Here is a 24,012-nt window from a genome sequence, read left to right as displayed (position 1 = left end):
TGCGGAGCCGACTCGGCAGTCTTCAAACGTCCCTCAACAGATTCGCCAACTCCACCGCCGACTTGACCTCCATCTTCTCGAACACCCGCGCCCGGTGCACCTCCACCGTCCGCACGCTGATCGAGAGCTGATCGGCGATCAGCTTGTTGGGCAGGCCCTCGACCACGCGCCGCATCACCTCGCGCTCGCGCTCCGTCAGTTCCTCGACGCGGCGCAGCAGCAGGCGTCGTGCGCGCTGCGCCTCCACCGCGCGCAGCGAGCCGCCGAGTGCCTGCTCGATGCGGTCGACCAGCGCGTTGTCGGAGAAGGGCTTCTCGCAGAAATCGAAAGCACCGCGCTTGACCGCATCGACGGCGGTGGGCACGTCGGCATGGCCGGTCAGGAAGATCACCGGCAGCACCTCGAGCAGGCCGCGCTCGGCCAGCCGGTCGAACAGCACCAGCCCGCTCATGCCGGGCATGCGCACGTCGAGCAGCAGGCAGTGCGGCTGATCGGCCAGCGGGCCCTCGGCCAGGCGCAGCTCGAAGTCCTCCGCGCTCGCGTATTGCTCGCTCACGAGCCGCCGCGAGCGCAGCAGCCAGGCCAGCGCTTCGCGCACGCTGGCGTCGTCGTCGACGATGAAGATCAGGGCATCGATCAAGGGTTGCATCGCAGGTAAGAGCTCAAGGCAGTTTCATGCCGCAGGGAGCGTGAATCGGAAGACCGTGCCGCGCGGCCGCTGCGGCTCGAACACCAGCGCGCCGCCATGCTGCTCGACCACCGTGCGGCACAGGCTGAGGCCCAGGCCCATGCCGTCGGGCCGCGTGGTGAAGAAGGGCGTGAAGAGCCGCGCCGCCACCTCCTCGCTGATGCCGGCACCGCGGTCGGCCACCGAGAACTCGACCCAGCGGCGCACGTCGGCCTTGTCGGGCGTGTCGCCGCTTTCGCCGACGGCGCGGGCGCGCGCCACGCGCATGTGCAGCACGCGCTCGCTCAGCTCGGGCAGGTCCATGGCCTGCATGGCGTTGCGCGCCAGGTTCAGCAGCACCTGCTCGACCAGCGTGCGGTCGCACAGCACGCGCGGCAGGCGCTCCTCGTAGTGCACGTCGACCCGCACGCCGAGCTTGCGCGCCTGCAGGCGCACCAGCGGCAGCACGGCGTCGATCAGGGTGTGCGGCGCGACCGCCTCGCGGATGCGGTCGCGGCGGCGCACGAAGTCGTGCACGCTGCGGATCACCTGGCCCGCGCGATCGGCCTGCTCGGCGATGCGGCGCACGGCCATCGCGACCTCGCCATGATCGCCGTGGTCGCCGCCGGAGGCACCGCGCAGCAGGTTGAGCGAGCCGCTGGCGTAGCTCGCGATGGCGGCCAGCGGTTGGGTCAGCTCATGGCTCAGCAGGGAGGCCATCTCGCCCACGGTTGCCAGCCGCGCGCTGGCCTGCAGGCGCTCCTGGCTGGCGCGCGAGAGCTCCTCGATGCGGCGCTGCTCGCTGATGTCGATGAAGGCGCTCATCCAGCCGGTCTGGGCGCGCTGCGCGTTGATCAGCGGCGCCTCGAAGATCAGCACCGGGAAGCGCCGGCCGTCCTTGTGCATGAAGACCGATTCGAAGCCCTCGCGCGGCGGCACGCCGCCGGCCATGCGCAGGGCCTGGCGCTGGCGGTATTCCTGCGCCAGCTCGGTCGGCCAGTAAGGGACGTCGCCGACGTGGTTCATCAGCTCCTCGGCGTTGAAGCCCACCATCTCGCAGAAGGCCGGGTTGACGTAGGTGATGCGGCCCTGCAGGTCGCGTGCGCGCAGGCCGGTGATGACCGAGTCCTCCATCGCCTTGCGGAAGGCCAGCGCGTCGGCCAGGTCGTGCTCGGCGCGCAGGCGGCGGCGCGTGTCGCGCGCCAGCAGCACCAGCACCGACACCAGCGCGATCGAGATCGCCGTGACCAGCGCTGTCAGCAGGTTGGGAAAGAGGTCGGGCGCGGCACGCCAGCCGTCCACGCGCAGCATCAACGCGGTGCCGGGCAGGTCGACCAGCTGCTGCGCGGTGAAGACGCGCGTGCCCACGCGGCGCGCCGCGCCGACGGCGACCAGGCGCGTGCCGTCGGCCTCGGTGAAGGCGACTTCCTGGCCGCGCGTGAGCGTGGGCGCGACCAGCTCGATCAGCGTGTCGCGCAGCGAATAGGTGGCCACCAGGTAGCCGCCGCCGTCGACCGGCAGGCACAGCTCCATCACTTCGAGGCCGCCGCTGGGCACGAAGGGGACATAGTGGCTCGGCGAGTAGGCCGACGCGCCGGCCTTGCGCGCGGCGGCGCAGGCGAGCGCGACGTCGGACTGGTCCGGGCCGCGGCTCCTGTCGTCGAACAACCGCTGGCGGTAGGGCGTGTCGACCGTTGCCAGCGGACGCAGCGCGGCGTCCCGCCATTCGACGCGCAGCCATTCGCGATGCTCGCGCAGCAGCGCCGCGGCCTCCGTCGGCCAGCGCTCGCGGTTCATGCCGTTGGCCAGCGAGGCGCGCAGGCTCTGGGCATTGCGCTGCAGGCCGCTGCGCAGGTCCGACACGGCATCGGCGGTGTCGCGGTCGAGCGCGGTCTGCACCTGCTCGACCTCGTGGCGACCGGCCAGCCACACCACGGTGGCCAGGAGCGCGATCACCAGCACGGCCAGGATCACCCACAGGAACCAGCGCTGCCACAGCGAATGCAGCCTGCGCAGCGAGCGCAGGCCGGCAAAGGCCCCGCGGACCGTTCTTGCGATGGGCAGCGTGGTCGAGGACACCGGCTTCAGAAGGTATTTCAGAGCACGCGATGCGAAAGCGCCGGCAGCTGCGTGCGCGCGCGCTCGATCTGCTGGGCGTCGAGCTCGAAGCTCACCACGCCCTCCTCGACGGCACGCTGCGCCACCACCTCGCCCCACGGGTTCACCACCATCGACTGGCCCCAGGTCTGGCGCCGGTTCTCGTGGGTGCCGCCCTGGGCGGGCGCCACCACCCAGCAGAGGTTCTCGATGGCGCGGGCGCGCAAGAGCACCTCCCAGTGGGCCGAGCCGGTGGTGTGGGTGAAAGCGCTGGGCACCAGCAGCAGCTCGGCGCCCCGTCGGGCCAGCGCGCGGTAGAGCTCGGGAAAGCGCAGGTCGTAGCACACGCTCATGCCGATGCGCCAGCGATGTCCGTCGCGCGAGGGCAGGTCGAAACAGACGGGCTCGGTGCCGGGCGCGATCACGCGGCGCTCGTCGTAGCGCTCGCGGCCGTTGTCGTAGAAGAAGAGGTGGATCTTGTCGTAGCGCGCCACCTGCTCGCCGTCCGGCGAATAGGCCAGGGAGCTGTTGAAGACGTGGGTCTCGTCGCCGGTCTCGAGCGGCAGCGTGCCGCCGACGATCCACAGGCCGAACTCGCGCGCGGCGTCGGCCAGGAAGCCCTGCACCGTGCCGGCGCCGGCGGTCTCGCGCAGGCCCAGCTTGTCGGTGTCGCGCGCGCCCATCATGCAGAAATACTCGGGCAGCACGGCCAGCTCGGCGCCACCGGCGGCGGCTTCGCCCAGCAGCGCATGGGCGCGGGCGAGGTTGGCTTCGCGTGCGATGGCCGAGACCATCTGGATGGCGGCGACTTTCATGAGGGGCTCCGTCTTTCTCTTGTGCGCGTGGTTCGTCGTTCGTCAGCGTACCGCGGGCGCGGGCGCAGCCGGCGTGCCCAGCGCTTCCGTCCGCGGGCGGCGCGGCACCTTGACGATCTTCGGATCGGCCCAGGTGCCGTCGATCTGGAACTCCTGCGTGGTGGCGGCGATGAGCGGGCGGCTCAGCACCATCTGCGCGAGGAAGGTGCCCAGGCCGATCGCGGGGTTGATCGCGGTCGCCACCAGTGCGGCGGTACCGGCGTTGATCTCGGGCACCACGACCACGCGCAGCGCCTGCGTCTCGCGCGCGATGTCGGCCGAGCCGTCCATCAGCACCGCGGCGTTGACGCCCTTCATCTGCAGGTTGTTGGTGCTGGCCACGCCCTGGTTGATCTTGGCGTCGCCACGCAGGAAGTCGAAGCTGAAGCCCTGGCTGAACACGTCGCGGAAGTCGAGCGTGAGCCGCCGCGGCAGCGCCTGCAGGCTCAGCACGCCGAGCAGCTTGGCGATGCCGGGCTCGGCCTTGAGGAACTGGCCGGCCTCGACGTCGACCTTCAGCTGGCCGCCCAGGCTGGGGTAGTCGAGCGCGAAGGGCGAGCCGCTCCAGTGCACCTGGCCCTCGAGGCGGCCGCGGCCGGCGCGCACCACGTCCTTCATGCCGAAGCGCCCGAGCAGGCCGCCGGCGTCGGTGATGTCCAGCTTGAAGTCCATGGTGGTGCGGCGCGGCTCGCCGCGCCCGCGCGCGCTGCCGCTTCCCGCGGGCGCGGCGGCCCAGGCGCCCTGCGCCGTGAAGCTGGCTTCGGGCGTCGTGAAGCTCAGCTTGTTGAGCCGCCATTCGCGCCCGGCGCCGCCGCGGTTCACGGCATCGATCTCGGCCCGGCCCAGCCGCCGGCCCAGTAGCTCGAAGTCGTCGACCTGGATGTCCAGCGCGGGCAGGTCGCCCGGCTGCTCGTCCAGCAGCGATTCGACCGCGGTGGCGGTGCTCGGCGCGATCTTCAGCCGCGCCAGCCGCGCATAGAGCCGCCCGGCCTGGGCACTGCGGTACTCGGCGTAGCCGTTGAGCTCGGCGGCGTCGATGTTGGCGCGCCAGAGCGTTCCCTCGCGGGTGCCGCCCATCACCACGTCGTGCAGCGTGCGCCCGCCGACCGCCAACTCCTTGGCCCGCACCACGAGCATGGTGGGCAGGTAGGACGAGGCATCGTCGCCGCCCTCGCTCGCTTCGGCCGGCTTGCCGGTGGTGTCGCCGAAGAGGGCCTGCCAGGCCGGCACGTCGATGCGCGCGAGCTGGATGTTGGCGAGCACGCCGCGCTCGGGCGCGGCCGCGGATTCGCCCGCGGACAGGCCGATGCCGATGCCGCCGCGCAGCACCCGGGCCTCGCCGCCGGAGATGTCGCGCACGTAGGAGGCCGAGCCGACGCGCCCCAGTTCGATCGAGAACCGGTCCTGCAGCAGCGGGGCGCCGCTCGCGCGGGTCTCGCGCTGCACGATCTTCTTTTCGATCGACAGCGGCATCGATTCTTCGGCCGGCTTGGCCAGCGGCGCGGGCAGCTGAAGGCCCAGGCCCTGCAGGCTGCTGGCCAGCGAGAACTCGGAGGCGCCGTCGCGCATCGAGAAGGACGCGGTGTAGGGCGTGCTGCCGGTGGCGTGCTTGGCCAGGCGCGCGAGCCAGTCGACCTCGCGCGCCGCGCGCAGGCCCTCGGCGCTGGCGCTGCCCTGGGCGCGCAGGCTCAGCTCCTGCGTGGCGCCCCAGCGGCCCGCGCCCTCGACGCGCACGGCCCCGCCGAGCGCGCGCGCCTGCACGCCGGCCAGCGAGAAGCCGCCTTCGGTGAAGTTCAGCGTGCCGCGCGCCTGGCCCAGGGTGGGGGTCTCGGGCAGGATCTGGATGTCGTTGTCGGCCAGCGCGACGCTGGCCTGCACCTTGGCCTTGTCCATGGCGGCCAGCGGCAGCTCCAGGCGCAGCCGGTAGTCGGCGTTGCCGGTGGCGCGGGCGCTCGCCAGCGTGGGGCCGGCCTCGCCCGCCAGCGGCGCTCCGGCGCGCAGCAGTTCGGCCAGCGGGCCCTTGGCCTGAGCGTCGACCTTGAGCAGCGGCGCATGGTGGTCCATGTCGGGGATCTGGGCCTCGGCCTTGAGGACCTCGATGCCGGGCGCGCCCGCGAGGCGCCCGCGGGCATTGCGCACCTGCATGCCCGAGCGCTCGAAAACCAGCTCGCCGGAGAGGCCGGTCAGGGCCGGCCAGTTCTTGCTCGACCCGGCCACCGGCGGCGCGTAGGCGTACTGCACGTCCGCCACGCGCGCGGCGATCCGGAAGTCGCCGCGCTTGGGGTCCTTGAAGGGCATGTCCCACAGGTCGCCCTTGACCTTGAAGTCCACCGCGCTGGCGATGCCCTTCTGCACCGCGTCGCGCACATAGTCGCGCGTTTCCTTCGGGATGTGCTGCGGCAGGTAGCGGAACACGCGGGTGCCGTCGGCGCGCGTCAGCTTGCCCTGCAGGTCCAGCACGCCGGGAAAGCGCGAGCGGCTGCTGGAGCTGGCGGGGTCGCTGGTGCGCCAGCTGGCCTGCGCCTCGCCCTCGGCATCGGCGTTGGCAAACCGGAGGCCCGAGACCTGCAGCTGGGACTTGTCGCCGTCGACCTTCCACACGAGCTGGGCGGACAGCTGGTCGATCGGGATCACCGGGTCTTCGAAGACGCCCGGGAAGTCGAGTGCGCCGTTGGCGATGGTCAAGGCGGCGCTGCCGCCGGCCTGGGTGGCGTCGAAGTCGATGGTGGCGCCGCGGATGCCAGGCGCGCCGGCCGGCGGTGTTGGCGCTGCCGCTGCGCGCCGCCGCAGCGGGCGGAGGAACGCGGCGCGGGGCCGGCGGGGCTGCGGGCGCGGTCTCGACGGCGGCCTGCGAAGCGACACCGAAGGCGCTGACGCGGCCACGCGCCTGGTACCTCTCGGGCGCGCCCAGGGCGCCCTGCCAGCTCGCATCGATGCGCTCGATCAGGCCGCGCGGCGCCAGGTCGTCGATCGTCTTGCGGGCCTTGTCGTCCAGCGGCAGCCGGTCGGCGATCATGGCCAGCGCCGCCAGGTCGAGCCGGTCGGCGCGCAACGCGCCGCGCTCGGCGATCCGGCCCTTCGCAGGCAGGTGCTGGAACCAGAGGTTGCCGCCCGGCCAGCGCATGCCGTCGGGGGTCTGGAACTGCAGGTCGGTGGTGGAGAACTCCAGGGCCTCCGGCGTCATGCGCCCGGCCAGCCGGCCGGTGACGGCGCGCAGCACCAGCGGCTCGAGCGACTTGCCCAGCGAGGCGTCCACGCTCAGCAGTGCCAGGTCGGCCGTGCCGCCGGCGATCTGGCCGTCGTCGACATCGGCCCAGACCCGCAGCGCGCCATTGCCTTCGCGGATGCGGGCGTCGAGCGTCACGTACTGGCCCAGCTGGCGGATGTCGATGCGCGGCAGCTCGGCGTAGGCCACGCCGTCCCAGCTGTGCCAGTTGCCGGTGCGCACCGACAGCAGGGGCTGGCGGAAGGCGCCGAGCAGCCTGAAGCGCTCGCCCCAGCCGGCCGGCGGCGTGGCGTCGAGGCGCATCGTGTGGCTGCGGGGGCCGTTGCGGGCGATGAACTGCACGTCGGACAGCAAAAGCGGCGGGGCGCCGCGGCTCTCGTCGGTCCAGCGCACGGTGCCGCCCCGGATCACGAACTCGCGCTGGCCGAAGAACCAGTCGGCCCCGCGGCCTTCGCCGGTGGTGTCGGTGTCCATGCTGAGGCCGGCCACGTGCAGCTTGCCGGCGGCATCGCGTCGCACTTCCACCGCGGGATTCTCGATGTAGAGCTGCTCGAAGTTCAGGCGCCACAGCGAGCGCGGCGAGACGCTGGCCACCACCCGTGCCAGGCGCAGGGCCTCGCGCTGCTGGGAGTCGTGCAGCACCACTTCGCGCAGCTCGAAGCTCGGAAACAGGGTACCGCCCTTGGCCGTGATGGAGCCGATGCGCACCGGTACCCCGATGGCCTTGCTGGCCTGCGCCTCGAGCGCGCCACGGTAGTCGCCGATTCGCGGCACAATCCACGCGTGTAGGACTAGAACTGACAGCGCAAGCAGCAGCCATGCACCGATCAGCAAACCCAACAACCAGCGTGCCGCCACAGCGGTGATCTTGAGCAGACGTGAAGGGGAAGACGTCGTGTCGTTCATTGAGGATCGCGCTGTGACGGGAATTATGACTGCGAGCCTCCCAACGGGTTCCACCGATACCCAGGCCGGCGCAGCGGATGCGCCGCACGTGCCGCCGCTCGCGGCCTCCTCGCGTTTCGTGCAACGCCTGCGGCGCCGCTATGCCGGCGAGCTGGCGCTGCTGCCGGCCGGCGAACCGCGGCGTCCCGGCATGGCGCAGGCCTACGCCGCGCTGCGCGAGCGCGGCGACAGCGTGGCCGATGCGCTGCGCATCGTGCGTCAGCTGGTGATGGAGCGGCTGATCACGCTGGACTGCGAACAGCAGGCACCGCTGGCGGTGGTCACCACCGCCGTCACCGAGCTCGCCGAGTTCGCCCTCGACGTCGCCTGCCGCGAAGCCTGTGCCGAGCTCGAGACGCAGCATGGCGCGCCGACCGGCCCCACGGGACAGCGCGCCCAGCTCTGGGTGGTGGGCATGGGCAAGCTCGGCGCGCGCGAGCTCAATGTGTCGAGCGACATCGACCTGATCTACCTCTACGACCACGACGGCGAGACCGCGGGCGATGCGCAGGGGCGCGCGCGGCTGGCCAACCAGGAATTCTTCTCGCGCGCCGTCAAGCGCATCTACGCGATGGTGGGCGACACCACCGAGCATGGCTTCGTGTTCCGCGTCGACCTCGCGCTGCGGCCCAACGGCAACTCGGGGCCCAGCGTGGTCTCGCTGGACGCGCTGGAAGAGTATTTCCAGGTGCAGGGCCGCGAATGGGAGCGCTTCGCCTGGCTCAAGAGCCGGGTGGTGGCGCCGCAGGGCGCGATTGCCGACGGCTCGGCCCACGCGCTGCGCGGGGCGGTGCTGCCCTTCGTCTTCCGCCGCTACCTGGACTACAGCGTGTTCGACTCGCTGCGCACCCTGCACCGGCAGATCCGCGAGCAGGCCGCGCGCCGCAGCGCCGGACGGCCCGAGCGCGCCAACGACGTCAAGCTCTCGCGCGGCGGCATCCGCGAGATCGAATTCATCGTCCAACTGCTGCAGGTGGTGCGCGGCGGCCAGTTCCCTGAGCTGCGCACCCGGCCCACGCTCGATGCCCTGCAGCGCCTGGCGCGCGCCAACCTGATGCCGCAGGAAACGGCCGATGCACTGGCCGCGGCCTATGAGTTCCTGCGCCGCGTCGAGCACCGCATCCAGTACCTGGACGACCAGCAGACCCATGTGCTGCCGGTGCAGGACGAGGACCTGCGCTGGATCGCGCACACGCTGGGCTACGAGGGGTGCTGCCCCTTCCTGGCGCAGCTGGATGCGCATCGCGAGTTCGTGGCCCAGGAGTTCGACAAGCTGCTGGGTGGCAAGAAGCAGCCCTGCACGCGCTGCAACGGCAAATCGGCCGGTGCCGCGCCGGCCGACCTGAGCGACCTGATCGAGGAGTTGCCTGCGCCCTTTGCCGAGCGCATCCAGGCCTGGTCCGACAGCCCGCGCGTGCAGGCCCTGCGCGACGAGACCCGCGTCCGCCTGCGCCAGCTGGTTCAGCGTACCGGCCAGTGGCTGCGCGAACCCGACGGCGATGCCGCGGGCCAGATCGCCCGCCACATCGACGGCGCGCTGCGCTGGGCCGAATGGATCGAGCCGCTGATGCGGCGCGAGAACTACATCGCCCTGCTGGTCGAGCGGCCGGCGGTGCAGGAGCGGCTGCTGCGCCTGCTGGGCTCGGCGCGCTGGCCGGCGCGCTACCTGATGCAGCACCCGGGCGTGATCGACGAGCTGGCCAGCCCCGAGATGCTGGCCGGGCGCTTCTCGGCCGCCGAGTTCGAGCGCGAGCTGGAAGCGCGCCACCTGGCGCTGCGCCAGACCGGCGAGGCCGACGAGGAGCGCCTGCTGAACCTGCTGCGCCACGCGCACCACGCGGAGCTGTTCCGCACGCTGGCGCGCGACGTCGAGGGCCACATCACGGTCGAGCAGGTGGCGGACGACCTGAGCGCCCTGGCCGACGCGGTGCTGCGCCTGACCGCGCGCTGGTGCTGGCCGCAGGTGCGCAACCCGCATCGCGAGGCGCCGCGCTTCGCGATCGTCGGCTACGGGAAGCTGGGCGGCAAGGAGCTCGGCTACGGCAGCGACCTGGACATCGTGTTCGTCTACGACGACGACGACGAGCGCGCCGGCGAGGTCTATGCGGCCTACGTGCGCAAGCTGATCAACTGGCTCACGGTGAAGACCCGCGAGGGCGACCTGTTCGAAATCGACACGGCGCTTCGGCCCAACGGCAACTCCGGCCTGCTCACCACCAGCTTCGACGCCTACGAGAAATACCAGCTGGGCCGCGGCAGCAACACCGCATGGACCTGGGAGCACCAGGCCATGACGCGAGCGCGCTTCGTGGACATGGCGACGGGGCCCGACGACAGCGCCGACTGCTCGCTGTGCGGTCGCTTCGACCGCATTCGCGAGGCGGTGATCACGGCGCCGCGCGATCGAGACGCGCTCAAAGCCGAGATCGTCGCGATGCGCGAGAAGGTGCGCGCCGCGCGGCCGGTGAAGGCCGACCGCTTCGACGTCAAGCACAGTCCCGGCGGCATGGTCGATGCCGAGTTCGCGGTGCAGTTCCTGGTGCTGTCGGAAGCGAAGACGCATCGCGAGCTGATCCCGAACGTGGGCAATATCGCCCTGCTGATCCGCGCCGAGGAGGCGGGCCTGCTGCCCGAGGGCATCGGCCGCAACGCCGCGTCGGCTTACCGCGAGCTGCGCCGCGTGCAGCACCGGGCTCGGCTCAACGAAGAGCCGACGCAGGTGCCGATGAGCGCGCTCGCGGCCGAGCGCGAGGCCATGCTGGCCTTGTGGAAGGCGGTGTTTGGCTAGCCCGGCCGGCACGCGCGCTCTCGCGCTGGTCGCCGGCGCGGTGCTGGCGCTGCTGGCCGGCTGCGCCAGCGGGCCGCGCGGCGGCTCCGGCATCGGGCGCGACGGCGCCGACGCGAACCCGCCCTCCGGCCTGGGCCAGGTCGCCGATGCCGAACCGCGCGTCGAATCCATCCGCGGCAGCGGCGGCACCAGCAAGCCCTATGCGGTGCTGGGCCGCTCCTACGTGCCGATCACCGACGACCGGCCATGGCGCGAGACCGGGCTGGCCTCCTGGTACGGCCGCAAATTCCACGCGCAATCCACAGCCAGCGGCGAGCCCTACGACATGTACGCAATGACGGCCGCGCACAAGACCCTGCCGCTGCCCAGCTACGTGCGCGTGCGCAATCCGGCCAACGGGCGCGAGGTGATCGTGCGGGTGAACGACCGCGGACCCTTCCACGAGGACCGCATCATCGACCTGAGCTACACCGCGGCCTACAAGCTCGACCTGCTGCGCGGGGTGGCGCCGGTGGAGATCGAGCGCATCACGAATGCGGACATCCGCGCGGGCACCTGGCGGCGCGGCGACACCGCGCTGGCGCAGGCGGCGCCGGGCGTGCCGCCGACGGCGCTGGCGGCGAGCCCCGTCGCGGCGCCGATCGCGTCCGAGGCTGTTGCGGTCGCCGTACCCGCGGCGCTGACCTCGCCCGTCGTGGCCATGCCGCGCGCGGAGGTGCGCGAGCTCGGCGCCCTGCCGCCGCTGGCGCCCGAGGCGGCACCGGCACCGGCACCGGCCGCCACCGACGAAGCCGCGCCGAGGTCGCTGTCCGCGGCCACATCGGGCTTCTGGGTTCAGCTGGGCGCCTTCAGCCAGCGCGACGGGGTCGAGCGCTTCCAGCAGCAAGTGGCCCGCAGCATGCCGGCGCTGGCCGGCGCGCTCAACGTGTTCGCGGAGCGCGGCACCTACCGGCTGCAGGCCGGGCCCTATGCCTCGCGCGACCAGGCGCGCGACACGGCCGAGCAGGTGCGCAACGGGCTGCAGCTGGCGCCGATGATCGTCGAGCGGCGCTGAAACGCAGTCAGGCCGGGTCTTCTTCGGGCGGTGCGGCCGTCCGCAGCGCCTCGAGTTCGGCCCGCGTGATGGCCCGCGCCGAGAAGCGCGCGGCAACGCGCTCCAGCTTTTCCGGATTGCGCTGCGTATGGATGCGCAGGATGCGCTCGCCGTCGGTCTCGATGGTCTGCACCGACTCCAGGGCGCCGTTGAAGAAGCGCAGCAGCCCCGGTTCGCCGTTGACCTCGGCAAGCTCCAGCCGCAGACCCTCGCCGAGCAGGCGGGGGACGGCGTGGAAGTACTGCGCGATGCGCTGGGCGCCGCGCAGCATCTTGCGGAACGCGGGCACCTTGCCGCCGCTGTCGCCGACCAGCTCGACGTCTTCCGCCAGCAGTTCCTTCAGCCGCTGCATGTCGCCGCTGCCGGCGGCCTGCGCGAAGCCTTGCAGCAGGCGCAGGTGGGCATCGCGGTCCACCGCGAAGCGCGGGCGCTCGTCCTGGATCTGGGTCTTGGCCCGGTGCACCAGCTGGCGGCAGGCCGCCTCGCTCTTGCCCAGGGTGCGGGCCAGGTCGGCGTAGTCGGCGTCGAAGACCTCGCGCAGCAGAAAGGCCGCGCGCGCCTCGGGCGCGAGGCGCTCCAGCACGGCCAGGAAGGCGACGGAGATGTTGTCGGCGCGTTCCAGCATCTGCTCGGGCGAGGCCGGCGCCTCGCCCACGAGCGGCTCGGGCAGCCAGGGGCCTTCGTAGTGCTCGCGCTGCAGCTTGGCGGCGCGCAGGCGGTCGATGGACAGGCGGGTGACCACCGTGACCAGCCAGGCCTCGGGGTTGTCCAGGGCGTCGACGGTGGCGTCGTTCCAGCGCAGCCATGCGTCCTGCACCACATCCTCGGCATCGGCCGGCGAGCCGAGCATGCGGTAGGCAATGCCCAGCAGGCGCTTGCGGTGGAGGTTGAAGGTGCGGGTGGAGGCGTCCATGTCGACGAGACGGGCGGGCCGCCCTTCCTGTGACGGCCGCACGCCGCGGGCGCTCAGGCGCCTTGGTATTCGGCCCTGGGGCCGAGGGTGGCCGAGATTTCCTTGCGGTATCGGTTGAGTTCCTGCACGGTCTTGAAGCTGCGGTTCATCAGCAGGCTCAGGTTGTGCAGGATGCGCTCGCCGACCTTGTTTTCCCAGACGGCATCGAACTTGATCTGCTTGTCCAGCCAGTGCTCCAGCCAGTCCGGATCGGGCACGCGGCTCTGGATGGTGTCGTTCGGGAACAGCGCCTTGTTGACGTGCAGGTTGGTCGGATGCAGGGCCTGGGCGGTGCGCCGGGCGCTGGCCATCAGCACGCCGACCTTGGTGAAAGCGGCGCGGGCCTCGTCGCCGAACTTCTCGAGCGCGCGCTTCATGTAGCGCAGGTAGGCGCCGCCGTGGCGGGCCTCGTCCTGGCTCAGGGTGGTGTAGATGTGCTTGATGACCGGCTCGGTGTGCCACTCGGCAGCCCGGCGGTACCAGTGGTTGAGGCGGATCTCGCCGCAGAAATGCAGCATCAGGGTCTCGAGCGGCGGCGCCGGGTCGAAGTCGAAGCGCACCTCGTGCAGTTCCTGCTCGGTGGGGGCGTGCTGGGGGCTGAAGCGCTTGAGGTATTCCATCAGCACCAGCGAATGCTTCTGCTCCTCGAAGAACCAGATCGACATGAAGGCGGAGAAATCGCTGTCGTGGCGGTTGTCGCGCAGGAACATCTCGGTGGCGGGCAGGGCGGCCCACTCGGTGATGGCGTTCATCTTGATGGTCTGGGCCTGTTCTTCCGACAGGCGGCTCGCATCGAAGGACTGCCAGGGAATGTCCTTGTCCATGTCCCAGCGGACGGATTCGAGCTGTCTGAAAAGTTCCGGGTAGAGCATCAATGACTTTCTGAACCGCGCGATTTTAGACGCGGGGTTTGGCGCCCTCGTGACAAGCGCGCGATGATGCGGTATAGACGCCCGCGCCACCGCCCCGGCCGAGCCCCTTTTTCACTCTTGGAAACCGCCATGCGACGCCCCCTCCGACGGCCTTTTGTTGCTCCCTTTTTTGCGGCCTTCGCGGCGGCCGTCTGCCTGCTGCCTGCGGCCGCGGGCGCCCAAGATGCCGCAAAGCCCGCCGCCACGGCGGCCCCTGCCGGCTGCCCGCCCATCCTGCAACACACCTTTCCCCGCCTGCAAGACGAGAAACCCCAGGCCCTGTGCCAGTACACGGGGAAGGTGGTGCTGGTGGTCAACACCGCAAGCTTCTGCGGCTTCACGCCCCAGTACAAGGGCCTGGAGGCGCTGGACAGCAAGTACCGCTCGCGCGGGCTGGTGGTGCTGGGCTTCCCTTCCAACGACTTCTCGCAGGAGACGGGCTCCAACAAGGAGATCGCGGAGTTCTGCGAAAGCACCTTCGGCGTGAAGTTCCCGATGTTCGCCAAATCGTCCGTGCGCGGCGCGGAGGCCAACGCCCTGTTCAAGGAGCTGGCGCAGGTCTCGGGCACGACGCCCAAGTGGAATTTCTACAAGTACCTGATCAGCCGCGAGGGCAAGGTGGTGGAGTCGTATTCGAGCATGACCTCGCCGGACGACCGGGCCTTCGTGCGCGACCTGGAGAAGCAACTCGGGCCGCAGTGAGGCTGCGGATTTGGCCGGCGCGGCGAGTGCGCGGGGTTCGTTCACAAACGCTTACCACTGGCCGGGGAACCGGCCTGCGCGGGCCGGGCTCTTATCGGTTCGGGTGTGCAAAAACCCGAGCGTTTTTCATGTTGCGAGGCCTTCCGGACGCCTGACGTCCGGTCGAAATCCCGAGGCGATTCTTCTCCTCCTCCCTCCCTCCCTCCTTCGTTTCGGGGCGCCTCGCAACATCTTTATCTCGCCCCCAGGTTGGCCCACTTCGTGTGGCCGCCCACCCCCTACCGGGGGCAACACCGGCGGCCCGGCAAAGCCGGTTCCGCGGTGTTCACCAACAAAAAGCCCCGCAGTGCGGGGCTTTTGCTTTGGGAGGTTCTGGCTGCTCAGGGGGCAGTGTCGGCGAAGCTGGGGCGCAGCATCAGCTTGTCGTAGAGCTTGCCGAGGTTCGGGTGCTCGCCGCGCCAGTCGATATCGGGGAAGCGGAAGCCGATCCAGCCGAGCGCGCAGCCGACCGAGATGTCCGACAGGCTCAGGTGGATGCCGCTGCAGAAGGGCTTGTCGCCCAGGCCCTTGGCCATGGCGCGGATGCCGGCCTCGACCTTGGCGCGCTGGCGGTCGATCCAGGCCTGGCTGCGCTCGCCGTCGGCGCGGCGGGCCCAGGTGGCCTCGAGGCGCCAGAGGACGCCGGCGTCCATCACGCCGTCGGCCAGGGCCTCCCAGGTCTTGACCTCGGCACGCTCGCGGCCGGGCTGCGGAATCAGCTTGCCGACCGGGGACAGGGTGTCCAGGTACTCGACGATCACGCGCGAGTCGAACATGGCCTCGCTGCCGTCCATGATCAGACAGGGCACCTTGCCCAGCGGGTTGGAACTGGCGATGGACGTGTCGTCGGACCAGACGTCCTCGATCACGAACTGGTAGTCGAGCCGCTTCTCGGCCATGACCACGCGCACTTTGCGCACATAAGGGCTGGCTGCGGATCCGATCAGTTTCATGCGGGCTCTCTCCCCCTGGGGGTCGTCGTTGTAGCGTTTTGATTCTAGGGGAAGGCGCGCAGTGCAGAATCCGGCATCCAAGCCAACGAGGGAGAAGGTAGGAGAACATGGTCACAGAAGCGCCTGCAGATACCGCGCCCGAGCGCCATCCGATCGAGTTCACGGCCAGCGGCAGCGAGTACTTCCGCATCTGGATCGTGAACCTGCTGCTCATCGTCCTCACCCTCGGCATCTACCTGCCCTGGGCCAAGGTGCGCAAGCTCAAGTACTTCTACAGCAACACCTGGGTCGGCGGCGACGCGCTGGACTTCCACGGCGAGCCGGCCAAGATGCTGCGCGGCACGCTGATCGCCGCCGGCTTCCTGATCGCCTATTCGGTGGGCAGCAACTTCTCGGGCTGGGCGGCACTGCTGGCGGCGCTGGCCTTCGTGGCGCTGTGGCCGGCCCTGTTCCGCGCGGCGATGCGCTTTCGGCTGGCCAACACCAGCTGGCGCGGCCTGCGCTTTCATTTCGCCGGCGACACCGCGGGTGCCTACGCCTGCATGCTGCCGCCCCTGGCGCTGGCCCTGCTGCCGGTGGCCCTGGTGGGGGCGATGGCCGGCGCGCCGGTGGAAGGCAAGCCACCCGCCCTGCCGGCGCTGGCCACCGGCGTGGTCGGCCTGGGCATGCTGGCCTTCATGGCGGGGCTGCCCTATTTCCTCTGGCGCGTGCGGCGCTACCAGCACGACAACTACGCCATCGGCCCGCTGCAGACCCAGCTCAAGGCCGACCTGGGTGTGCTCTACGGCATCTTCATCAAACTCATCGGGATCAGCTTCGTTGCCTTCGCAGTCATGCTGCTGGCGGGCGGCCTCTTCGCCTTCATCGGGCGCAAGAGCGGCACCGGCGCGGGCTTTGTGGTCGTGGCGGCGCTCATGGGCTTCGGCGCGATCCTGCTCATCAACATCCTGCCCAAGTCCTACCTGCAGGTCCGGCTGCAGAACCTGCTGTGGTCGACCACCGGCAACGAGGTGCTGCGCTTCGACAGCCGCCTGAAGTTCGGCAGCTACATGGGGCTGCAGTGCAGGAACTACCTGCTGATCTTCCTTACGCTGGGCCTCTACTGGCCCTTCGCGGTGGTGAACACGCGGCGCGCCCAGATCGAGGCGGTCGAGCTGCAGACCCGCATCGGGCTCGATCAGCTCAGCCAGGCGGCGGGACGGGAGGATCCGGGCGCCACCGGCGACATGGCGGCCGATCTGTTCGGGCTGGACATCGGCTTGTGAGCGCCGCACGGCCGGCGGCATGAGCTCAGCCCTGGAGGTCCGCTTCTTCGACGGCCGCAGCAGCCGGCCCCAGGCCGCGCGCCTGCACGCGCAGGGCGACGTGCTGACCATCGCGCCGGCGCCCGGCGAAGCTTTCGCGGCGTTCAGCGTGCCGCTGGCACCGCTGCGCTGGCCCGAGCGCACGCGCCACGGCGGCCGCCTGCTGCAGTTGCCGCAAGGCGCCAGCGTGCAGGCCCTCGATGTCGCGGCCTGGGACGCCTGGGTGGCCCAACTCGGCCGCGGCGAAAGCTGGGTGGTGCGCGCGCAGCAGAACTGGCGCGGTGTGGCGCTGGCCCTGGTGCTGCTGCTGGCTGCCACCGCAGCCCTGTACCAGTGGGGCCTGCCCTGGGTCGCGCGCGGCGTGACCGCGGCGGTGCCCACCAGCGTCGACGCGATGATCGGCGCCGAGGTGCTCGAATCCATCGACCAGTCGCTGCTGGCGCCCAGCACGCTGGCCCCGGAAGAGCAGGAGCGTCTGCGCCGCGCCTTCGCGCGGATGGTCCACGCTGCCCATCCGGAAGGCGCGCCGGCCTGGAAGCTGGAGTTCCGTCGCGCCCGCGACAAGCGCCTCGGGCCCAACGCCCTGGCGCTGCCGGGCGGCACCATCATCCTGACCGACGAGCTGGTGGAGCTGCTGCCGGGCGACCCCGACGCGGTCCTCGGCGTGCTGGGCCACGAGTTCGGCCATGTGCGGCTGCGCCACGCGATGCGTCAGCTGGTGCAGGCCTCGGCGATCGGCTTTGCGGTGTCGGTGGCCTTTGGTGATTACGGCACGCTGATCGGCAGTGCGCCGGTGCTTCTGGCCTCGCTCGGCTACTCGCGCGATGCCGAGCGCGAGGCCGATGCCGAATCGGTGCGGCTGATGCGCGCCGCCGGCATCTCGCCGCGCGTCATGGTCGCCTTCTTCGAGGCCATCGAGCGCTGGCGCGCCGGCCAGAAGCGCGCCGGGGTGGACGACGACGCCATCGGCCTGGCCTTCTCCTCGCACCCGGCCACGGCCGAGCGCATCGCCTTCTTCCGCGAGGCTGCGGCCAACTGAGATTGAAGGCCCCGGGGCGGCACCTAAAATTCAGGGCATGAGTTTCTCCACCGTCTCCGCCCTCTCCCCCCTTGACGGCCGCTACGCGGCCAAGCTCTCGGCCCTGCGGCCGCTGATGAGCGAACAGGGCTACATGCACCGCCGGGTCCAGGTCGAGGTCGCGTGGTTCATCGCACTGTCGGACTGCGGCTTCCCCGAGTTCAAGCCCCTCACCGGCGGCGCGCGCAAGTACCTGCTGGGCCTGGTCACCAACTTTTCCGAGGCCGACGCGGTCGCGATCAAGCAGATCGAGAAAACCACCAACCACGACGTGAAGGCGGTGGAGTACTGGATCAAGTCCAAGTTCGAGGCGCGGCCCGAGCTGCTCGCGGCCTCCGAGTTCGTGCATTTCGCCTGCACCAGCGAGGACATCAACAACACCAGCCACGCGCTGCAGATCCAGGCGGCGCGCGAGAAGGTCGTGCTGCCCGCGATCGACGGCCTGATCGCCACCCTGCGCGAGATGGCAGGCCGCTTTGCCGAGGTGCCGATGCTGTCGCGCACGCACGGGCAGACAGCCAGCCCGACCACCGTCGGCAAGGAAATCGCGAACGTGGCGGTGCGCCTGGCCAAGGCGCGCGAGCGCATCGCCGGCGTGGCGCTGCTGGGCAAGATGAACGGCGCGGTGGGCAACTACAACGCCCACATGGCGGCCTGGCCCGAGTTCGACTGGGAGGCCTTCAGCCGCAAGGTGGTCGAGACGCCCGCGCCGCTGGGCCTGGGCCTCGCCTTTCAGCCCTACAGCATCCAGATCGAGCCGCACGACTACATGGCCGAGCTCTTCGATGCGGTGGCGCGGATCAACACCATCCTGGTCGACTTCGCGCGCGATATCTGGGGCTACGTGGGCCTGGGCTACTTCAAGCAGCGGCTCAAGAAGGGCGAGATCGGCTCCTCGACCATGCCGCACAAGGTCAACCCCATCGACTTCGAGAATGCCGAAGGCAACCTGGGGCTGGCCAACGCGCTGCTGCGCCACCTGAGCGAGAAGCTGCCGATCAGCCGCTGGCAGCGCGACCTGACCGACAGCACCGTGCTGCGCAACATCGGCGTGGCCTTCGGCTACGCGGTGCTGGCCTATGCGAGCCTGGCGACCGGCCTGGGCAAGCTGGAGCTCAACGAGGAGGCGCTGGCCGAGGACCTCGAGGCCTCCTGGGAAGTGCTGGCCGAGCCGATCCAGACCGTGATGCGGCGTTTCGGCGTGCAGGGCGCGTACGAGCAGCTCAAGGAGGTCACGCGCGGCAAGACGGTGACCGCCGAGGCGCTGCACAAGCTGATCCGTTCGCTCGAGATCCCCGATGCCGAGAAGGAACGGCTGCTGGCCATGACGCCGGGCAGCTACACCGGCAAGGCGGCCGAGCTGGCGCGGCGGGCGCAGACCCTCTAGTCGCCTGCTCCCGGCATCTTCTTCTTCACCTTTGACAGCCAGCGCCGCGTTCGCGTCGGTGCAAGCCAGCAACCCATGAGACAGATCCGCCTCATCCCATGCTGCGCCCTGCACTGCGACGCCTCTGGCTCCAGGCCCATCGCTGGACGGCCCTCGGCCTCGGCTGGCTTCTTGCGCTGACGGCGCTGCTCGGCGCCGCGCTGGTCGTGGCGCAGCCGCTGGACCGCTGGGCCCATCCCCGGCTTTTTGTTTCGGAATCGGCCGGCAGCGCGCCGGCGGCGCCGCTCGAACCGGTGCGCCAGCGCTTGCTGCGCGAGTTCGGCCCGCGCACCGGCCTCACGCTGCGCCCGCCGCGCGAGCCGGGTGAGACGCTCTGGGTGCGCGTGCGCGGCAGCTGGAACGGCACGGTGTACCTGGATCCGGCCACCGGGCTGGAACAGGGCCGGCGCGGCGAGCACGAGGGCGCCTTCAACCTGCTGTTCGAGATCCACAGCTCGCTGCTGCTCGAGGACACGGGCAAGGCCCTGCTCGCGGGCGTGGCGCTCGCTTATGCGCTGCTGCTTCTTTCCGGCCTGGTGCTGTGGTGGCCGACGCGCTGGCCGCCCTCCTGGCGGGTCGAACTGCGCCGGGGCCTGGTGCGCGGGCTGTTCGACCTGCATCGCACCGGAGGGGCGCTGCTGGGGCTGCTGGTGCTGGTGTCGGTGCTGAGCGGCGCGTACATGGCCTGGCCGCCGCTGCGCGTCTTCGTGAGTACCCTGGCCGGGTCGGCCCCCACAGCGCCGCCCGCCGTGGCGAAGAGCGCTGTCGAAGGCCCACCGGGCACGCTCGACACGCTGGTCGAGCGGGCCCGGGAAGTCTTCCCGCGCCAACCGATCGGCTACATCCTCCTGCCGTCGCAGCCGACGCGGCCGGTGCAGGTGCGCTTCAGGCTGGACGACGACCCGCATCCCAACGGGCTGAGCTCGGTCTGGCTGCATCCGGTCAGCGGCGAGGTGCTGGGCACGCGCCGCTGGAGCGCGCTGGACCCGGGTGCGCGCGCCGTGGCCGTGATCTACCCCTTGCACACCGGCGCGCTCGGTGGGTCCGCGCACTCGGTGCTCACGGCACTGACCGGGCTGGCCCTCGGCGGCCTGGGTTTCAGCGGACTCTGGCTCTGGTGGCGCCGGCGCCGTCGTCGCTGAGCCTGCCCCCCTTTTTTCTTTTTCTTTTTCATCGATCTCCATGAGCACCATGCACACCCATCCCTTGCCCTCGCGCACTATCGTCGCCGCAGCTTGCGGCCTGATGCTCGCGATGAGCGCCGCAGCCCAATCGAGCGTGACGGACGCCGAGGCGCCGACGCTCGGCACCATCCAGGTCAGCGGCGACTGGCTGGGCTCGGGCCTGCAGAACAGCGTGCAGGGCTTTGCCGGCGCACGCACGCTGGTCCAGCGCCAGGCCATCTCCGACACCGGCGCGACCAGCATCGGCGACGTGATGCGCACCATCCCCGGCGTGCAGGTGACCGACAACTCCTCCAGCGGCGGCAGCGCGATCTCGCTCAACATCGGCGTGCGCGGGCTCGAAGGCCGCTACTCGCCGCGCTCGACCGTGCTGCTCGACGGCATCCCGCTGGCGGTGGCACCCTACGGCCAGCCGCAGCTGTCCTTCGCGCCGGTGAGCCTGGCCAACATCGAATCGATCGACGTGGTGCGCGGCGGCGGCGCGGTGCGCTACGGGCCGCAGAACGTGGGCGGCATCATCAACTTCCGCACGCGCGCGATCCCGAACGAGCCGCTCGCGGGCGATGTCTCGTTGCGCTACAACAGCTTCGGCGAGGGCGGGCACAGCACGCAGTACAGCACCTTCATCGGCGGCCAAGTCACCAAGGAACTGGGGCTCGCGCTGCTCTATTCCGGCTCCGAAGGCAGCGGCTGGCGCGACCACAGCAAGGAAAGAATCGACGACGTGGCGCTCAAGTTCCGCTACGAGCTGAGCCCCACTTCCGAGCTGTACGGCAAGTTTTCCTACTACGAGGCCAGGACCGAGGTGCCCGGCGGCCTGACGCGCGCCCAGTACGCGGCCGACCCTTTCCAGTCGCAGCGCACGCGCGATCTCTGGAGCGGGCGCCGCACCGGCATCGACCTGGGCTACCTCAACACGATCTCGGACACGCAGGAGTTCGAGCTGCGCGCCTTCTACAACGACAGCTTCCGCCAGAGCCTCCTGGCCAACAACTTCGACGCCAGCGCCACTTCGGTGAGCAACCAGCCGCGCAACTACGGCGTGCTGGGCATCGAGCCGCGCTACACGCAGCGCTTCGCCACCGGCAGCGTGACGCAGGACGTCAGCGTGGGCTACCGCTACATCCGCGAGCGCGCGGACGAGACCAACGTGAACATCAACCTGCGCACCGCGCGGCCGACCATCGCGCGCCGCTCGGAGAACAGCACCGACGCGCACGCCTTCTACATCGACGACCAGGTCGCCATCGGCCGCTGGCGCGTGACGCCCGGCGTGCGCTTCGAGCGCATCGAGACCGGCCGCGAAAACACGCTCACCGGCTACGGCGAGAGCGTGAAGAACAGCAAGTCGCTGCCCTCGGTCAACGTGGCCTATCTGCTGAGCCGCGAGCTGACGCTGTTCGCCAACTACAACACCTCCTTCGGCAGCATCCAGCATCTGCAGCTCAACCTGAACCCGCTGGGCAATCCGCTGATGCCGGAAGTGGCGAAGACGGTCGAGGCCGGGGCGCGCTGGAAGAGCGGCAACCTGTCGGCCGAGGCCACCCTGTTCAACATGCGCTTCGACAACCAGCTGCTGTTCGTCGGCAGCTCCAACTATTTCCTGAACCTCGGCGAGACGCGCCACGAAGGCTTGGAGGCCAGCGTCGACTACGCCTTCGACCGGTCGGGGCCGCTGGCAGGCTTCAGCACCTACGCGACGCTGACCAGCACGCGCGCCAAGCTGCGTTCGGGCAGCTTCGCGGGCAACGACGTGCCCTTCTACTCGCGCCACACCGACACCGTCGGCGCGCGCTACGCGATCGGCGACTGGAGCTTCAATCTCTCCAGCACGCACCAGTCGAGCCAGTTCGCGGACGAGGCCAACACGGCGGCGGAGAACGCGGCCGGCACGGTGGGCGTGATCCCGGGTTTCCGGGTCTGGAACGCGCAGGCGCGCTGGAAGATGCCCGGCAAGCGGGGCGTCGAAGTGGCGGTGGGCGTCAACAACCTGGCGGACAAGCGCTACTTCACGCGCACCACCGACACCAACGCCGGCAAGCTGGTGGGCGCGCCGCGCACGGTGTACGTGCAGGGCCGCATGATGTTCTGAGCCGCGCCGCCTACACTCGCGACCCCATGGCCCTCAAATCCACCATCTTCAAGGCCACCCTCGCGGTGGCCGACATCGACCACGGCTACTACGCCGACCATGCGCTCACGCTGGCACGCCACCCGAGCGAGACCGACGAGCGGATGATGATTCGGCTGGTGGCGTTGGCGCTCAACGCCTACAAGCTGCAGGACGTCTGCCAGGGCGACGGCACGCTGGCCTTCGGCGCCGGGCTGTCGAACCCGGACGAGCCCGACGTGTGGCTGCGCGACTTCACCGGCGCGGTGCGGCTGTGGATCGAGGTCGGACAGCCGGAGGACAAGCCGATCATCAAGGCCTGCGGCAAGGCGGACGAGACCATCGTCTACGCCTTCCACCATGCGGCCGAGGTCTGGTGGCGCGGCATCGAGAACAAGCTCACGCGGCCGCAGAACCTGGCCGTCTATCGCGTGCCGACCGCCGCCTCGCAGGCGCTGGCCGCGCTCGCGCAGCGCTCGATGCAGCTGCAGGCCACCATCCAGGAAGGCACGCTGATGCTGGGAGACGGCACGCACAGCGTGGACATCGAGCCGCTGCGCTGGAAGTAAACCCTTCTCGCAGGCCCTCGTCAGGCCTCGCGGGGCATCATCGCGCCGCAGCGCCAGCACTGCTCGAAGCCACCCTCGACCAGCTCGCCGCAACGGCACTGCCAGCGCCGCTGGGGCCGGTGCTGCAGGGCATCGAGCAACTGCTCGGCGCGGTCGAACTGCGCCTCGTCCTCGACCCAGATCTCGGGCAGGCACTGGTCGGGCGGCAGCTGTCCGGCGGCCGCGCCGAGGTATTCGCGCTGCACGGAGACCGCGACGCCTTCTTCCCGCAAGGCATCGGCCCAGAGGGTGGCGATCGCCAGGTTGGGGGCTTGCGCGAGGCGGCGCATGGCGCGTGTGCCCTGTTCAGCGCGGCAGCTCGGCCGCATCGGCCGGCACGGGCTCGTCGTCCGGCCAGGCGGGCTCGGCCTCGCGCGCGCGTTCGGCATAGCGGTTGAAGCGCCAAGCCTTGTCCAACATGGTGATGCGGCGCCAGGTGGCGCGCTTCTGGGCCGGCGTCATCGAGGGCCAGTGCTGCACCTCGTCGAAACTGCGGCCGCAGCCCTTGCACTCGTCGTCGCCCTGGCTGGTGGAGCAGATGGCGATGCAGGGGGTGTCGGGGGTGCTCTGGTACCAAGCCAGCCAAGCGTCCCAGGCCTTGGGCGGAAAGCCGACCTCATCGGCCTCGTCCTCGTGGTGGAACACCATCAGCGCGTAGACCTCGGCCAGCGCGCGCAGCTCGGGCGCGAGGGTGATGCCGTCGGGCGAGGGCTTTCTGTCGCGCCAGTAGTTGATGGCGGCCTCGATGTCTGTGATGTGGATGGCGGCCATGAGAGGTCTGAAAAATGCGGCTGGGCATCATAGTGCCGGCAAAATCCGGCGGCGGGTGAAGGTTATGCCTTGCTCTTAAATCGATAGCGTCCAATGCCCTCGCGGCGCAACATACCGGCGCTTTTTCTTTAAGCCCCGAGAAAAATCCGGTTGCCAGCCCGGGTGCCTCGATGCTCTAATCGCCCCCACGAAGGGGAGTAGCTCCCACCCGTCCTCCACGAGGGCGGACTTCGACAGGTCGTCAATACGAAGACAACACTTCCGGCCTGTCGGGCAGTTCACGCTGCCGAGCAAGACCTTCGAT

Annotated in this window: 19 protein-coding genes; 10 read left to right on the top strand and 9 right to left on the bottom strand. The window is 70.3% G+C overall.

The window, feature by feature from the left end; translation table 11 throughout:
• Window positions 1-22 precede the first annotated feature (22 nt).
• From GXN78_RS11475 to GXN78_RS11460, 4 genes are all read right to left on the bottom strand, one after another.
• The gene (locus GXN78_RS11475; RefSeq protein ID WP_106556126.1) at window positions 23-649 is read right to left on the bottom strand and encodes a response regulator; all 627 of its coding nucleotides are present in this window, start codon (window positions 647-649) and stop codon (window positions 23-25) included.
• Between the two features lie 24 nt (window positions 650-673).
• Window positions 674-2,692: an ATP-binding protein gene (locus GXN78_RS11470; RefSeq protein ID WP_239142821.1), complete on the bottom strand. Its 2,019-nt coding sequence runs from the start codon at window positions 2,690-2,692 to the stop codon at window positions 674-676.
• Window positions 2,693-2,763: 71 nt separating this feature from the next.
• Window positions 2,764-3,579, bottom strand: a complete 816-nt coding sequence (locus GXN78_RS11465) for a carbon-nitrogen hydrolase family protein (protein ID WP_106556127.1) — start codon at window positions 3,577-3,579, stop codon at window positions 2,764-2,766.
• A gap of 42 nt (window positions 3,580-3,621) precedes the next feature.
• Window positions 3,622-6,342, bottom strand: a complete 2,721-nt coding sequence (locus tag GXN78_RS11460) for a YhdP family protein (protein ID WP_343231020.1) — start codon at window positions 6,340-6,342, stop codon at window positions 3,622-3,624.
• Here GXN78_RS11460 and GXN78_RS42190 point away from each other — a divergent pair.
• The 3 genes from GXN78_RS42190 (at window position 6,290) to GXN78_RS11450 (ending at window position 11,631) form a co-directional block, all read left to right on the top strand.
• Entirely contained in the window at window positions 6,290-7,633 is a 1,344-nt protein-coding gene (locus GXN78_RS42190; protein ID WP_343231025.1) for a hypothetical protein, read from the top strand. The genes GXN78_RS11460 and GXN78_RS42190 overlap by 53 nt on opposite strands.
• A 142-nt stretch (window positions 7,634-7,775) precedes the next feature.
• Entirely contained in the window at window positions 7,776-10,577 is a 2,802-nt protein-coding gene (gene glnE / locus GXN78_RS11455) for a bifunctional [glutamate--ammonia ligase]-adenylyl-L-tyrosine phosphorylase/[glutamate--ammonia-ligase] adenylyltransferase (protein WP_106556129.1), read from the top strand.
• A complete protein-coding gene (locus tag GXN78_RS11450) occupies window positions 10,570-11,631 on the top strand; it encodes a septal ring lytic transglycosylase RlpA family protein (protein WP_106556130.1) in 1,062 nt (353 codons plus the stop codon). The genes glnE and GXN78_RS11450 overlap by 8 nt, the downstream gene beginning before the upstream one ends.
• Window positions 11,632-11,638: 7 nt before the next feature.
• Here the strand turns inward: GXN78_RS11450 and GXN78_RS11445 are convergent, their stop codons facing one another.
• Window positions 11,639-12,583: an RNA polymerase sigma-70 factor gene (locus GXN78_RS11445; protein WP_106556131.1), complete on the bottom strand. Its 945-nt coding sequence runs from the start codon at window positions 12,581-12,583 to the stop codon at window positions 11,639-11,641.
• A gap of 53 nt (window positions 12,584-12,636) precedes the next feature.
• Window positions 12,637-13,494 (bottom strand): ferritin, encoded by an 858-nt coding sequence (locus GXN78_RS11440; protein ID WP_106556132.1) that lies wholly within the window; start codon window positions 13,492-13,494, stop codon window positions 12,637-12,639.
• Window positions 13,495-13,623: 129 nt separating this feature from the next.
• Between GXN78_RS11440 and GXN78_RS11435 the strand changes: the two genes are divergently transcribed.
• Window positions 13,624-14,235, top strand: a complete 612-nt coding sequence (locus tag GXN78_RS11435; protein ID WP_106556133.1) for a glutathione peroxidase — start codon at window positions 13,624-13,626, stop codon at window positions 14,233-14,235.
• A 380-nt stretch (window positions 14,236-14,615) separates the two neighbouring features.
• Here GXN78_RS11435 and GXN78_RS11430 read toward each other — a convergent pair whose 3' ends face one another.
• Window positions 14,616-15,227 carry a glutathione S-transferase N-terminal domain-containing protein gene (locus GXN78_RS11430; protein WP_106556134.1) on the bottom strand — a complete coding sequence of 204 codons (612 nt, stop codon included), beginning with the start codon at window positions 15,225-15,227 and terminating at the stop codon, window positions 14,616-14,618.
• Between the two features lie 107 nt (window positions 15,228-15,334).
• Here GXN78_RS11430 and GXN78_RS11425 point away from each other — a divergent pair, with 107 nt between their 5' ends.
• The 6 genes from GXN78_RS11425 (at window position 15,335) to GXN78_RS11400 (ending at window position 22,898) form a co-directional block, all read left to right on the top strand.
• Window positions 15,335-16,492, top strand: a complete 1,158-nt coding sequence (locus GXN78_RS11425; RefSeq protein WP_106556135.1) for a YjgN family protein — start codon at window positions 15,335-15,337, stop codon at window positions 16,490-16,492.
• Window positions 16,493-16,511: 19 nt separating this feature from the next.
• The gene (locus GXN78_RS11420) at window positions 16,512-17,570 is read left to right on the top strand and encodes a M48 family metallopeptidase (RefSeq protein ID WP_106556136.1); all 1,059 of its coding nucleotides are present in this window, start codon (window positions 16,512-16,514) and stop codon (window positions 17,568-17,570) included.
• A 37-nt stretch (window positions 17,571-17,607) separates the two neighbouring features.
• The gene (gene purB, locus GXN78_RS11415; RefSeq protein WP_106556137.1) at window positions 17,608-18,996 is read left to right on the top strand and encodes an adenylosuccinate lyase; all 1,389 of its coding nucleotides are present in this window, start codon (window positions 17,608-17,610) and stop codon (window positions 18,994-18,996) included.
• Window positions 18,997-19,094: 98 nt separating this feature from the next.
• Entirely contained in the window at window positions 19,095-20,177 is a 1,083-nt protein-coding gene (locus GXN78_RS11410) for a PepSY-associated TM helix domain-containing protein (RefSeq protein WP_106556138.1), read from the top strand.
• 49 nt (window positions 20,178-20,226) lie between these two features.
• A complete protein-coding gene (locus GXN78_RS11405) occupies window positions 20,227-22,311 on the top strand; it encodes a TonB-dependent siderophore receptor (RefSeq protein WP_239142820.1) in 2,085 nt (694 codons plus the stop codon).
• Between the two features lie 26 nt (window positions 22,312-22,337).
• Window positions 22,338-22,898 carry a YaeQ family protein gene (locus tag GXN78_RS11400; RefSeq protein ID WP_106556140.1) on the top strand — a complete coding sequence of 187 codons (561 nt, stop codon included), beginning with the start codon at window positions 22,338-22,340 and terminating at the stop codon, window positions 22,896-22,898.
• Window positions 22,899-22,918: 20 nt separating this feature from the next.
• Here GXN78_RS11400 and GXN78_RS11395 read toward each other — a convergent pair whose 3' ends face one another.
• The gene (locus GXN78_RS11395) at window positions 22,919-23,227 is read right to left on the bottom strand and encodes a DUF2007 domain-containing protein (protein WP_106556190.1); all 309 of its coding nucleotides are present in this window, start codon (window positions 23,225-23,227) and stop codon (window positions 22,919-22,921) included.
• 16 nt (window positions 23,228-23,243) lie between these two features.
• Window positions 23,244-23,708 carry a DUF3717 domain-containing protein gene (locus tag GXN78_RS11390; RefSeq protein WP_106556141.1) on the bottom strand — a complete coding sequence of 155 codons (465 nt, stop codon included), beginning with the start codon at window positions 23,706-23,708 and terminating at the stop codon, window positions 23,244-23,246.
• Window positions 23,709-24,012 lie beyond the last annotated feature (304 nt).

It is taken from the genome of Variovorax sp. WS11 (assembly GCF_010499245.1).
Classification (GTDB): Bacteria; Pseudomonadota; Gammaproteobacteria; order Burkholderiales; family Burkholderiaceae_C; genus Variovorax.
Note: the sequence above shows the minus strand (reverse complement) of the source record. Positions and strands in the feature narration are given on the sequence as shown.